This window comes from Kitasatospora sp. NBC_00240 (assembly GCF_026342405.1).
GTDB lineage: Bacteria > Actinomycetota > Actinomycetes > Streptomycetales > Streptomycetaceae > Kitasatospora.
In genome coordinates this window covers 4,385,094-4,398,440 of the sequence record NZ_JAPEMU010000001.1, presented here as the reverse complement: position 1 = coordinate 4,398,440, position 13,347 = coordinate 4,385,094, and the positions used below count along the sequence as shown (strand labels likewise).

Annotated in this window: 10 protein-coding genes; 6 read left to right on the top strand and 4 right to left on the bottom strand. The window is 73.8% G+C overall.

Annotated elements, in window-relative coordinates:
* The first annotated feature begins 34 nt into the window (after positions 1–34).
* From fxsT to OG689_RS18490, 4 genes are all read left to right on the top strand, one after another.
* Positions 35–3,889 (top strand): FxSxx-COOH system tetratricopeptide repeat protein, encoded by a 3,855-nt coding sequence (gene fxsT, locus OG689_RS18505; protein ID WP_323189383.1) that lies wholly within the window; start codon positions 35–37, stop codon positions 3,887–3,889.
* Between the two features lie 61 nt (positions 3,890–3,950).
* Positions 3,951–4,922 (top strand): D-glycerate dehydrogenase, encoded by a 972-nt coding sequence (locus OG689_RS18500; protein ID WP_266321736.1) that lies wholly within the window; start codon positions 3,951–3,953, stop codon positions 4,920–4,922.
* A 275-nt stretch (positions 4,923–5,197) separates the two neighbouring features.
* Positions 5,198–5,542 carry a hypothetical protein gene (locus OG689_RS18495; RefSeq protein WP_266321735.1) on the top strand — a complete coding sequence of 115 codons (345 nt, stop codon included), beginning with the start codon at positions 5,198–5,200 and terminating at the stop codon, positions 5,540–5,542.
* 1 nt (position 5,543) lies between these two features.
* Entirely contained in the window at positions 5,544–6,542 is a 999-nt protein-coding gene (locus OG689_RS18490) for a tyrosinase family protein (protein WP_266321733.1), read from the top strand.
* Positions 6,543–6,597: 55 nt separating this feature from the next.
* Here the strand turns inward: OG689_RS18490 and OG689_RS18485 are convergent, their stop codons facing one another.
* The 3 genes from OG689_RS18485 to OG689_RS18475 all read right to left on the bottom strand — a co-directional run bounded on the left by OG689_RS18485 (position 6,598) and on the right by OG689_RS18475 (position 9,364).
* A complete protein-coding gene (locus OG689_RS18485) occupies positions 6,598–7,464 on the bottom strand; it encodes an alpha/beta fold hydrolase (RefSeq protein ID WP_266321731.1) in 867 nt (288 codons plus the stop codon).
* An 86-nt stretch (positions 7,465–7,550) separates the two neighbouring features.
* A complete protein-coding gene (locus tag OG689_RS18480) occupies positions 7,551–8,471 on the bottom strand; it encodes a DUF4231 domain-containing protein (RefSeq protein ID WP_266321730.1) in 921 nt (306 codons plus the stop codon).
* Positions 8,472–8,614: 143 nt separating this feature from the next.
* A complete protein-coding gene (locus OG689_RS18475; RefSeq protein ID WP_266321728.1) occupies positions 8,615–9,364 on the bottom strand; it encodes an SIS domain-containing protein in 750 nt (249 codons plus the stop codon).
* 220 nt (positions 9,365–9,584) lie between these two features.
* Here OG689_RS18475 and OG689_RS18470 point away from each other — a divergent pair, with 220 nt between their 5' ends.
* Positions 9,585–10,277, top strand: coding sequence for a metal-dependent transcriptional regulator (locus tag OG689_RS18470; protein WP_266321726.1), 693 nt, complete (start codon positions 9,585–9,587; stop codon positions 10,275–10,277).
* Between the two features lie 606 nt (positions 10,278–10,883).
* Here the strand turns inward: OG689_RS18470 and OG689_RS18465 are convergent.
* A complete protein-coding gene (locus OG689_RS18465) occupies positions 10,884–11,600 on the bottom strand; it encodes a bifunctional DNA primase/polymerase (protein WP_266321724.1) in 717 nt (238 codons plus the stop codon).
* A gap of 307 nt (positions 11,601–11,907) precedes the next feature.
* On the opposite strand from OG689_RS18465, the gene OG689_RS18460 reads away from it, so the two are divergent.
* Entirely contained in the window at positions 11,908–13,284 is a 1,377-nt protein-coding gene (locus OG689_RS18460) for a transcriptional regulator (protein ID WP_191290669.1), read from the top strand.
* Positions 13,285–13,347: the final 63 nt, after the last annotated feature.

Genomic DNA, 13,347 nt, shown 5'->3' with positions numbered 1-13,347 from the left:
CTTCTACTCGTACAAGGGCGGCACCGGCCGGACGATGGCGCTCGCCAACACCGCCTGGATCCTGGCCGCCAACGGTTTCCGGGTGCTCACCGTCGACTGGGACCTGGAGGCGCCGGGCCTCGCCAAGTTCTTCCACCCGTTCATCGACCAGGCGGTGCTGGCCGGCACCACCGGCATGATGGACCTGATCGCCGAGTACCGGGAGGAGGCCCTGCGGCCGGTCGAGCACGCCCCCGACTGGCATCTCGACTTCGCCCGGGTGCACCCGCACGCCCTCTCGCTGGCGTGGCCGCTGTTCCCCAGCGGCGGCAGCCTCGACTTCCTCTCGGCCGGGCAGTTCAACCGGGACTACTCGGAGGCGGTCGGCCGCCTGGACTGGGACATCTTCTACGACCGGTTCGACGGCGGGCAGTTCTTCGACGCGCTCCGCGCCGACATGCGCAAGCGCTACGACTACGTCCTGATCGACAGCCGGACGGGCCTGTCGGACATCGCCGAGATCTGCACCGTGCAGATGCCCGACGACCTGGTGGTCTGCTTCACCCTCAGCGACCAGTCGATCGACGGCGCCTCCCGGATCGCCCAGCACATCCATGACCGCTACCGCGACCGCGGCATCCGGATCCTGCCGGTGCCGATGCGCATCGACGAGGGCGAGAAGGAGAAGGCGGACGCCGGCCGGGCGCTGGCCCGGATCCGCTTCGACGGCCTGCCCGCCGGCCTCGGCGGCGACGAACTCGCCCACTACTGGGGCTCGGTGGAGATCCCGTACCGGCCGTTCTACGCGTACGAGGAGATCCTCGCCACCTTCGGCGACCAGGGCGGCAGCCCCACCTCGATGCTGGCCGCCTGCGAGCGGCTCACCGGCATGCTCACCGAGGGCCGGGCCAGCTCGCTGCCGCCGGTCGACGAGGAGGTCCGGCTGCGGTACGTGGACGCCTTCACCCGGCGCCGTCCGTCCGTGCCCGCCGACCTCTACCTGTCCTACGTGCCCGAGGACCGGATGTGGGCCGACTGGATCGAGTCGGTCCTCAGCCGGGCCGGGTTCCGGGTCCTGCCACGGGACTTGAGCGCCGGCTCGGACCCCCGGCACGAGACCGAGCGGGGCATCGACGCGGCGTACCGCACCGTCGCCGTGCTCTCGCCCGCCTACCTGCGCTCGCCGCAGGCCCGGGCGCTCTGGGAGTCCGTGGTCAGCTCCGACCCCTCCGGCACCCGGCGCCAGCTGGTGCCGGTCCGGGTCGGCGACGTGCGCCTCACCGCGCCGTTCAGCAACCGCAACCCGGTCGACCTGGTCGGCCGCGACGAGGCGCAGTCCGTGCAGACCCTGCTGCGGGCGCTCGGCCGCGGCGAGATCCCGCTGGAGGAGGCCTCCGGCACCGGCCCGCGGTTCCCCGGCAGCAAGCCGCAGGTCTGGGACGTCCCGCCGCGCAACCCCTCCTTCACCGGCCGGGCCACCGTGCTGGAGCAGCTGCGCAACCAGCTGCGCGGCGGGATGGCCGCGGTACTGCCCACCCCGCAGACCCTGTACGGCCTCGGCGGTGTCGGCAAGACCCAGGTGGCGCTGGAGTACGCGCACCGCTTCATGTCCGACTACGACCTGGTCTGGTGGATCGACGCCGAGCAGACCGAACTGGTCGCCCCGGCGCTGGCCGAACTGGCCCGCCGGCTGGGCCTGCGGGTCGGCGACTCGGTCACCGAGGCGGCCGAGGCGGCCCGCGAGGCGCTCCGGCGCGGCACCCCGACCTCGCGCTGGCTGCTGATCTTCGACAACGCGGACGAGCCGTCCGAGATCCGCCGGTTCTTCCCCGGCGGCTCCGGCCACATCCTGGTCACCTCCCGCAACCAGGCCTGGTCCGGCCACGCCGAGGCGCTGGAGGTGGACGTCTTCACCCGCGGCGAGAGCATCGAGCACCTCTGCCGCCGGGCCCGCGGGCTGTCCCGGACCGACGCCGACCGGGTCGCGGACGCAGTCGGCGACCTGCCGCTCGCGGTCGAGGTCGCGGCCGCCTGGCTGGACACCACCGGCACGCCCGTCGACACCTACGTCTCCCAGCTGCAGGCGGAGGCCGCCCGCGCCCTGGCGGTGGCCCGGCCGACCGACTACCCGACGCCGGTCGGCGCGACCTGGAACGTGTCGATCGCCCGGCTGCGGGTGCAGTCCCCGGCGGCGGTACGGCTGTTGCAGCTCTGCGCGTTCTTCGCGCCGGAGCCGATCTCGATGAACCTCTTCTACAGCGACCAGATGATCCGCGCGCTGGTGAAGTACGACGAGGACCTCAACGACAAGTTCATGCTGGGCAAGGTCATCCAGGCGATCGGGCGGTACGCGCTGGCCAAGGTCGACGCCGGCAGCAACAGCTTCCAGGTGCACCGGCTCGTCCAGGCGGTGATCCGCTCCGAGATGTCCCCGGACGACCAGGAGATCGCGGTGCACGAGGTGCACCGCATCCTGACCGGCGCCCGGCCCGTCCTCGGAGACACCGACGACCCGGCCAACTGGCCCGCGTTCGACGAGATCTGGCCGCACCTCACGCCCTCCAAGGCGCACAACTGCGACGAGCCGGACACCCGGCAGCTGCTCATCGACCGGGTCCGTTACCTCTGGAAGCGCGGTGAGCTGGAGCGCGCCCGCGACCTCGGCCACGCCCTGGACGAGGCCTGGACCGGCAAGCTCGGCGAGGACGACCGGCAGACCCTGCTGCTGCGCTTCCAGCTCGCCAACGTGCTCCGCTCCCAGGGGTCGTACGCCGAAGCGCTGGCGCTGGACGAGTCCACGCTGGCCCGCCAGCGGCGGCTGCTCGGGGAGCACCACCCGTACACGCTGATGACGGCCGGCTCGCTCGGGGCGGACCGCCGAGCCCTCGGGCTGTTCCAGTCCGCGCTCGACATGGACCGCGAAATCCTGGAGCAGTTCCGGGAGTTGTTCGGCGACGAGCACCCGCGCACGCTCTCGATGGCGAACAACCTGGCGATCGACTACCGGCTGGTCGGCGACAGCGAGGCCGCCCGCGACCTCGACCAGGAGACCCTGGACCGCCGCACCTCGGTCCTCGGCCCCAAGCACCCCTACACCCTCTCCACCAAGTCCGCGCTCGCCCGCGACCTGCGCGAACTCGGGGACTACAAGGGCTCGGCGGAACTCGCCCGCGAGGTCATGAACGACCTCATGGACGTCCTCGAACCCGACCTGCCGGAGAACCTGCGCAACGCCAAGTCGCTCGCCGTCTCGCTGCGCAAGGCCGGCAACCTGGCCGAGGCCCGCCGGATCACCAAGGAGACGTACGAGCGCTACCTGGAGCGCTACGGGGCCGACGCTCCCGACGCGCTGGCCTGCGCCCTCAACCTGGCCGCCGACTACAGCGCGTCCGGCGACAAGGAGGCCGCCCGCGACCTCGCCGTCACCGTCTACGACGGCCACCGGCGGCTGTTCGGCGCCGAGCACCCCTTCACCCTCGCCTGCGCCAACAACCTGGGCATCTACCTTCGAGGCAGCGGCGACGTCCAGGCGGCGATCGCCCGCGGCCGGGACACCGTCGAGGCGCTGCACCGGACGGTCGGCGGCGAGCACCCGTTCACCCTCAGCGCGATGATCAACCTGGCCAACGCCTACGGCGACGACGGCCAGTACGACCAGGCCGAGGCGCTGGAGCGCGCCGCCCACACCGGGCTCTGCAACCGCTACAGCTCCCGCCACCCCGACGCCGTCGCCTGCGAGGCCAACCTCGCGGTCACCCTGCGCGGCGCCGGCCGGCACACCCAGGCCGCCGAACTGCGGGCCCGGGCGGTCGCCGAACTGATCCGCCAGCTCGGCGAGGAGCACCCCAACACGGTCTCCGCCCGGGGCTGGAAGCGGATCAACCGCGACCTCGAACCGCAGCCCGTCTGAGCCGCCACGAGCCGGGTGCGCCCCGCCCGTCAGGCCCGCCGCGGGGTACGCTGCGGGCCTGATGAGCGACACGCACCTGCCTCCCGTCCTGGTCACCCGCCGGCTCGCCCCGGGGGTGACCGAGCGGCTCGCGCCGTCCTGCGGCGTCACCCTGCACGACGACGTCCGGCCGATGGAGCGGGCCGCGCTGCTGACGGCCGTGCACGGCCGGGCAGCCGTGATCACCACCCTGGACGACGTGGTGGACGACGAGTTCCTGGACGCGGCCGGGCCGTCGCTGCGGATCGTCGCCAACCACGCGGTGGGCACCCACAACATCGACCTGGCCGCCTGCGCCGCGCGCGGCGTGCCGGTCAGCAACACCCCCGGCGTGCTCACCGCGGCCACCGCCGACATGGCCTGGGCCCTGCTGCTGGCCGCCACCCGGCGGCTCGGCGAGGGCGAGCGGCTGCTGCGCTCGGGGCAGCCCTGGGCCTGGGCGCCGACCTTCCTGCTCGGCATGGAGCTGGCCGGCGCCCCGCTGGGCATCCTCGGGATGGGCCGGATCGGGCAGGCGGTGGCCCGCCGGGCCGCCGCCTTCGACATGCCCGTCAGCTACCACAACCGCACCCGGCTCCCGGCGGAGTCCGAGGGTGGCTCCCGCTGGCTGCCGCTGGACGAACTGCTGGCCGGGTCCGCCGTCCTGGTGGTCACCTGCCCGCTGTCGGCCGGCACCCGCCACCTGCTGGACGCCCGACGCCTCGCCCTGCTGCCGGCCGGCGCGGTGGTGGTCAGCATGACGGCCGGTGTGGTCGACGAGCGGGCGCTGGCGGCCGCCCTGGAGTCCGGCGCGCTGTCGGCCGCCGCGGTCGACAACTTCGAGCACGAGCCGGCCGTGCCGGCGGAGCTGCTGGCGCAGGAGCGGGCCGTCCTGGCGCCGCACCTCGGCAGCGCGACCGTCCGCACCCGGCAGGCGATGGGCGGCCTGGCCGTGGACAACGTCCTCGCGGTGCTGGCGGGCGGGGCGCCCCTGACGCCGGTCCTGACGCGCTGACGCCGGGTCACCCGCAGGTGGGCCCGGAGCCGCGGTGACGCCGAACCGCAGCGACCCCTGACGCACCCGCGCGAGTCCCGCCACCCCGTCGGGCGACGGGCCGCCCACCGGTCACCGTGCGTCCAACTGCGCTGCTCCGGACGGCCTGTTCGTCGCGCTGCGTGGCCGGCGGGCCGCTCCGGCTGCGGGGCGGGGCCGTCGGCGGGATGGTGGGAGGTGGACGGCGTCCGCAGTCCGGCGGCGCGCCGCAGCCGCGACCTTCCCGGGATGCAGACATGGATCCGACCATCACTTCGGCAGACCTGACCGCCGCCGCCGACCCGGAGACGTTCGGGAGATACCTCGCGAGCCTGGCGCCCCCGCCCGGCCACATGGGTATGGACCATCACGCCGGCCACTCGACCTCCGTGCGCACGGCGGAGTTCGAGGGCCATCAGATCAAGATCGTCACCAGCTACGAGGTCACCGTGGACGGCCGTCCGCTGGCGGCCGGGCTCGACGTGGACGACGACGGGATGCTGTCCTGCCACGGCCTGCCCGCCTACCAGTTCCGCTCGGCGCTGGACACCGTCCGGGAGCTGGTCCGCAAGTTCCCGCGACACTTCCGGAAGGACCACTGAGATGTCTGTCGTCCGGAGGAACATCCTCACCGACGCGGCCGCGCGGGACGACTTCGTCGAGGGCGTCCTCGCCCTCAAGCAGGAGCCGACCGCGTTCACCACCGAGCAGCTCGGCGTCCCCGGGACCCCCGCCCCGGTCCACACCTACGACCAGTTCGTGATCTGGCACTGCTGGACGATGATGACCCCGATCCCGCCCGGGGGGAACCCGCGGATCCGCAACGCCGCCCACCGCGGCCCCATCTTCCTGCCCTGGCACCGGGTGATGCTCGGTCTGCTGGAGACGAAGATCCAGAACATCCTGGGCAAACCCGACTTCGCCCTCCCCTACTGGGACTGGTCTGCCGACGGCGACCTGGGATCGCCCACCGACGCCCTGGTGTTCACCGAGGACTACCTGGGTGGGGACGGCGACCCGGTCGCGGACGGGAGGTTCGCCTTCCATCCCGGGGACCCGGCGACCTTCGCCGTCCGGATCGAGAGCGACCCCGGCGGGATGCCCGTCCAGGCCGACCCCGTACGCGGTCTGGTCCGGGCCTTCGCCCAGGACTGGCCCACGCTTCCGACCGGCGCGGAGGTCAAGAACGCCCTGGCCCACACGCCGCCGGCCGGTGCCGACCCGGTCGACCGGTACGACACCCTGGCCTTCAACGCCTCCTCGGAAGGCTTCCGCAACCTGCTCGAAGGCTGGATCCCGAAGGACCCGGCCCGGCCGGTCCACATGCACAACCAGGTCCATGTCTGGATCAGCGGCGACATGGCACCCGGCACCTCCCCCAACGACCCGGTGTTCTTCCTGCACCACTGCAACGTGGACCGGATCTGGGAGGGCTGGATGAACCGCTTCGGCCGGATCTACGCACCCGGCATGGACCTCCCGGCGGCCGTCTACGAGGGCGAGCGGATCGGCGACGCGATCGTCTCCCCGCTCGGGGCCTCCGCGACGCCGGGGTCCGTGCTCGACATCTCGGCGGTCTACACCTACGACGTGCTGCCGTAGGCACCCGTGGCGGCCGCGCGTTCCGTCCGGCGGCCGCCCGGCCAGGGGCGGCCACTCAGCCGGCCGCCCACTTCATCGCGGCCGTCATCACCCGCAGCGCGCCGAAGTGCGCGGCGCCCGGCTCCAGGATCAGGGTGGCGTCGGGGATCCGGTCGGCCAGCCAGCGGGAGTGCTCGACCGGCGAGAACTGGTCGTCCGCGCCGTGCCAGAGCCAGGTGGGTACGGCGATGTCGCCGACCTTGAACCCCCAGTCGGCGGTGAACGCCAGCACGTCGTCGATCCAGCCGTCCGCGTTGTGCCGGAACGCCTCGCGGAAGTTGCTCTGCAGCATCCGGCGGATCCCCGCGTCGGCGACCACGATCCGGTCGGTGGCGGGCAGTTCCGGCGCCAGTCCCTTGAGCAGCCGGATCGGGTCGTCCTTGATCTGGCGGGACCTGAACTCCATGCTGTCGGCGATCCGGTGGTGCCCGCGCTCGGCCTCCTGGTAGGCGTGCACGTTGGACGCCGTCATGCCCGCGTACCAGTCGAGGCCGGAGGCGGCCCGGGGAGCCAGGCTGACCAGTGCGGCGGCCCGGCGCACCCGGCCGGGCAGCAGCGCGGCGCAGGCCAGCGCGTGCGGGCCGCCGCCGGAGCGGCCGAGCACGGCGAACTCGGCCAGCCCGAACTCGTCCGCGATCGTCCGCACGTCCACGGCCGCCGCCGCGACCGGCCGGCCGGGCAGCCGGTCGGAGTCGCCGTAGCCGGGCCGGTCGAAGGCGATCAGTCGCACGCCGAGGCGGTACAGCACGGTGCTGCGCGGCGCCGGTCCGAACCGGCTGCCGGGGGTGCCGTGCAGCAGGAACACCGGGCGCCCTCGCGGGTCGCCGTAGGTCTCGACCGCCAGTGCGCGGCCGTCCGCCGCCTTCACCACGCGTGAAGCCACGCGGATCCTCCCGTTGTCGGGGTCATGGGGTTCGCCCGTCCGGTGCGGGCCGGGGCCGGCCCGTGCGGGGCGGTGCGGGGCGGTGCTCAGTGCTCGTGGCCGCGCACCTCCCGGCGGGCCTGCCAGGTGGTGTGCTCGCGGGAGACCGCGTCCTCCGCGTCCCGGGCCAGCCGGGCCCAGAGCTCCTCGGCGTCCGGCGAGCGCACGTCCAGCTGGGTCAGCTGGCGCCGGATCAGTTCCAGTTCGTCGGCGGCCAGCGCGTACGCGGCGGCCAGCGGCCGGTACTGCCGCAGCTGGGCCCAGGCCGCGACCGAGGCCGCGACCGCCGAGACGGTGCCCAGCGCGTCGTAGTCGAAGCCGCCCAGCGCCCGCAGCACGGCGAGGACCAGGCCGAGCGCCGGCAGCACGATGCCCAGCACGCCCGTCCAGAAGCCGGCCCGGGCGCAGCGGCGGGCCTTGGTGGCGTACCAGTCGTGCTGGACCTTCACCCGCTCCTGCAGGTACACCTCGCGGCGTACGCTCAGCGGTTGCTCGCGCAGGCCCCGCATCGCCTCGGTGACCTCGGCGGTGGCCCCGCCGCGCACCGCGCGGCTGTCCCGGAAGGCCTGCAGCACCCGGGCCAGCTGGAAGCGGTAGAGGCCCTCGGCGTCCGGCAGGGTGGTGGGCGGCGGCTGGTAGGCGTCGGCCCGGACGGCGAACTTCCAGGCGAGCGTCTTGACCGATTCGGCGGCGGCCCGGCCCTCGTACCAGAGGCCCTGCGGGTTCTGCCGGCCGGAGATCACCGCGAAGCAGATCGCGCCCAGGTACGCGGCCGCCGCCGGCCAGGCCCACACCGGGCCGTCGGCGGAGCCGGTGGCGGCGGCCACGACGAGCAGGATCAGCTCCCAGCGGGACAGCGCCACCGAGCGCCGCTGCCCCTGCTGGGAGGCGGAGTCGGCGGCCCAGAACAGCTCGGGCAGCAGCTCGTCCTCCCGGACCCGCCCCATCGAACCCGCCCCCGTCGCCATGCTCGGCCCCCACCCGTCGCCCAGGTCGCAGGGCTGTCCTGCCCCGGCCCGCCGACCGGTACGCCTGCCTCCGGGCCGGTATGGCCAAGAAGCCCCGAAGGTTGTCTCAGACCGGCCCGGGCGCCCGGCCACCGGCGGGTCGCTCAGAAGGTGTAGAAGATCCGGTCCGCGTTGTCCGCCATCAGCTTGGCGTTCCACTCCGTCCCGCCGTCGACGTTGCCGGAACGGAACAGCGGCGGCTCGATGCCCCGCTCCGCCAGCCGGCCGACCGCCGACGCGACCACGGCCTGCATCAGCGCGCTGGTGACGATGGTGGAGACCGGCCCGAAGGTGGTCGCCGCACCGGGGTGGGTGAGCTCGCCGTCGCCGACCGCGATCTTGTTGTCCAGCACCACGTCGCAGTGGTCCTTCAGGTACGTGCCGGAGGGGTGCTGGGAGCTCACCTCCGCCGGGTAGGCCAGCGAGGTCAGGCCGATCACCCGGATGCCCCGGGAGCGGGCGTGCGCGGCCAGCTCGACCGGCATCACCTGGCGGCCGGAGAGCGAGATGACGAACAGCAGGTCGCCGGCCCGGGCCGGGGTGTGGTCCAGGGTGGTGGTGGCCAGGCCGGAGACCCGCTCCAGGGCGCTGGCGAGCGGGGCCGGGCGCACCGTGACGCCGGCCATCCCGGGGACGTCCAGCAGGTTCACCGGGACGAGTCCGCCCGCCCGGTAGACCACATCCTGGGCAGCCAGTGAAGAATGTCCGGCGCCGTAGGTGAAGACCCGCTGCCCGCCGGCGAGGGCGTCCGCGAGCAGTTCCGCGGCGCGCTCGATGTTCCCGGCCTCCTCGGCCCGGACCCGCTGCAGGTGGCCGATCGCGGCGTCGAAGTACTGTCCGACCAGGTCACTCATCGGGGCCTGCGCTCTCTGCCGGGTCGGGGCGCCCGGCCGCTGGGGCGGCCGGGTGGTCCAGACCGCCAGTGGAGAAAGCTACGGCGAGCACCGTGGTGCCTGGAGCGTGCGGCTGTCAACAGGAACGAAAAGGGCCCGGCAACACCACCGGCTGGATCCGGTTGCCATCCCGGTAGGTCAGAATTGGCGGTGAGGACACCGAGGAACGGAGCCAGCGGCGATGTCTGGGCTGATCGACACGACCGAGATGTACCTTCGCACCATTCTGGAGCTGGAGGAAGAAGGCATCACCCCGATGCGCGCCCGGATCGCCGAGCGTCTGGAGCAGAGCGGCCCCACCGTCAGCCAGACCGTCGGCCGGATGGAGCGTGACGGCCTGCTGCAGGTCGCCGGCGACCGGCACCTCGAACTCACCGAGGAGGGCCGCCGGCTCGCCGTGCGGGTGATGCGCAAGCACCGCATCGCCGAGTGCCTGCTGGTCGACGTGATCGGCCTGGAGTGGGAGCAGGTGCACGAGGAGGCCTGTCGCTGGGAGCACGTGATGAGCGAGACGGTCGAGCGCAAGGTGCTCGCCATGCTCGGCCACCCCACGCAGTCCCCGTACGGCAACCCGATCCCCGGGCTCGACGAGCTGGGCGACACCAAGGCGGAGGGGGAGGGCTTCGACGCCGCCCTGGTCACCCTGGACGCGCTCCAGCCCGGTGACGGCGGGGCCAGCGTGGTCGTCCGCCGGATCGGCGAGCCGATCCAGACCGACGGCGACCTGATGCGTACGCTGCGCCGCGCGGGCATCCGCCCCGGCGCGACCGTGCAGGTGGCCACCGGCCCCGGCGGCGTCCGGGTGGGCACCGGCGAGGACGCGGCGGAGCTGGGCAGGGAGATCGCCGCGCACGTGTTCGTGGCGCTGGCCTGACCCCCGGGGCGGCCCGCTTCGGCGGCGGCCGGGGAGAAGAGTTGCGAGGGCCCGGTACGTCCCCACGTACCGGGCCCTCGCGTTCCCACCCCGTCCCTCCCTGCCCCCTGGTCCCGCCCCGTCCCCCCACTTCGTGCCACCTGGCCACCCCGAGCCCGGCCGGTGCCACGCCCCCCGCTCCCTCCCTGTCCCCGCCCTGTTCCCCTCCGGGCCTCCCGGCCCCTCCCCGATCGCCGCGCCCGGCTTCCCCGTCCGAGCGCCCCTCCCGGCAGTTCCCCGCTCACCGCTTCCCCGTGCGGTCTTCCGCTCCTCGGCCCTGTCCCCGGCCCCGCTGCTCCCTTCCGTCCGGCGGCGTCCCCTCTCGGAGGAAATCCTCCCCTCGGCAGATCTTGGCAATCCTTGAGCGTTGTCACTCGTACGAGGGGCTTTCGCCGTTGACCAGCGGGTACACCGGTCCTTTATCCGGACATGCGTCTGACGGGCCCTGTCCCCGGTGGGGGGCAAGGCCCGTCAGTCGCGCGCGGGGTGTCGCGCGTCGCACACCCTCACCCGATAGGCGTAGGGCGGCCGTTCGAGGGGGCGCCGGACAGCACCCGGACGGGTGACTCAGGAGTGCTGGTGCACCGCCGTCCGGCCCTGCCGGGCCGCCACCGCGGGGGCCTCGCGGCCGCAGGCGTAGGCCAGCGGGTTGATCAGCTCGGCGGCGTCCGGCAGCAGCCACCGGTTGGTGGAGGACGGCGGCCGGGCCCACTGGGCGAAGCTGTAAGGGCCCACCCGGGAGGGCGGGGCCACGATCCAGTCGCCCTCGCCGCGCGCCACCAGGTCGAGCCGGCCGGGCGCCCAGCCCAGCCTGCGGAGCATCTCGGGGAGCTTGGCCAGCACGCCGGGCAGCACCAGGAAGAGCAGCCGCCGACCGACCTGACCGGACGCGGCGGGCACCGCGACCACCGGGCCGAGCTGCAGGCCCATCCGCTCCATCCGGGCCAGCGCCAGGCAGCCGGCCACCTCCGGCACGTCCAGCACGTCGAAGGAGCGCCCGGTCGGCAGCAGGATCGAGGCCTGCGGGGTCTCCGTCCACCACCGGCGCACCACACCCGGGCCCGCGCTGGCCTTGCCGCGCCAGTCGTCGCCGACCGGGTGCGCGCCCGGGGCTCCGCAGCCGAGGTCGCCGCACGAGCAGCGGGCCGGTCCGTCGCCGTCGATCAGCCAGGCGCCGGGGGCGACCTCCCAGTGGCGTTCCTCGGCGTAGCTGACGGCTTCGATGAGCAGGGCGGGCAGCTCGCTGTCGCTGCTCCGCCCGGGGGCTCCTGGGGTGTCTTCCACGCGCTGCTCAACTACCGTCCGTGAGGCTGGTTACGGCCCGACGGGAGGCGGTGTGCCCGTGGGGCGCAATGTCACCCGAACCGGTGAGTGCTCCCCGCCGGAGCAGGGGCGGGCCGGGCGCAGTGGGGGCGCACGGGGGCATTCTCCCGGGCGCGCGGGGGGTGAGGACCGTCACCGTGGGTATCCCGCTGGCGTTGCTGATCGCTAACCTGGTGTCAGATTCCTTGGACGGTCGGACAGTCGGCAACAGATCAGCAGAATCGTCGTCCGCCGGCCGGGACCGGAGGGCGTTGGGGAGGCGAAGCCCATGGCCGCGAGACCACTTGTCGCACGACAGCCCAACGAGCGCCTGCAGCAACTCATCCAGGAGGCGAGCTGCTCGAACGCGGGCCTCGCCCGCAGGGTGAACCTGTGCGGCGCCGAGCACGGCCTCGACCTGCGGTACGACAAGACCTCGGTCGCCCGCTGGCTGCGTGGCCAGCAACCGCGCGGCCAGGCACCGGCGGTGATCGCCGAGGCGATCGGCCGCAAACTCGGCCGGGGGGTCTCGGTCGAGGAGATCGGGATGGCCGACGGCAAGAACCTCAGCTCCGGCATCGGGCTGCAGTTCTCGGCCACCCTCAGCGGCGCCCTGGAGCAGGTCTGCGAGTTGTGGCGCAGCGACGTCGGCCGGCGGGACTTCCTGACCGGCGCGGCCGTGGCCGCCTCGGCCCTGGTCGAGCCCAGCCGGGACTGGCTGATCACCCCGCCCGACCCGGTGGTCGCCCGCAGCGGCGCCGTCCGGGTCGGCCCCTCCGACGTCGCGGCGATCAAGGCCACCACGCAGATGCTGGTGGACCTCGACCACCGCTTCGGCAGCGGTCATGTCCGTCCGGTCGTCGTGCACTACCTCAACAGTGTCGTCTCCGGCCTGCTCAGCGGCGGGTACCGGGACGAGACCGGCCGGCAGCTGTTCGCGGCGGTCGCCCGGCTGACCGAACTGGCCGGCTACATGGCGGTCGACACCGGGCAGCCCGGTCTCGCCCAGCGCTACTACATCCAGGCGCTGCGGCTGGCCCAGGCCGCCGACGACCGCGGCTACGGCGGGTACGTGCTGGCCGCCTCGATGAGCCACCTCGCGGCGACCCTCGGCAACCCCCGGGAGATCGCCCAACTCGCCCGCGCCGCACAGGAGGGGGCCCGCTCGGTCGCCACCCCGACCGCGATGGCGATGTTCTACGCGGCCGAGGCGCGCGGCCACGCCCTGCTGGGGGACGCCCGCGCCTGCGAGGCGGTGGCGGCCAAGGCGCTGGCCGCGATGGAGCGCCGCAACCCCGAGGACGACCCGGACTGGATCGTCCACTTCGACGACGCCTACCTCGCCGACGAACTGGCGCACTGTCACCGGGACCTGGAGCAGGCCGGCCAGGCCGAGAAGTACGCCCGCCGGGCACTCGACCTGCACCCGCCGACCCGGGTGCGCCGCCGCGCGGTGGACCTCGTCCTGCTGGCCACCGCCCAGTTGCAGCAGCGCGAGGTCGAACGGGCCTGCGAGACGGGCACCCAGGCCGTCCGGCTGCTCAGCGGGCTGCGTTCCAACCGGGGCGTGGAGTACCTGGACGAGTTCCGGCGCCGGCTGGAGCCGTACCGGGAGCAGCGGGTGGTCCGCGAGTTCCAGGCCAGGGCGGAGGCGGAGGCGGCCTGACACCGGCCCGGGGCCGGGGGCGTGGCCGCCGGCCCGGGCGCGGTCCGGTCCGGCCTCTCGCGC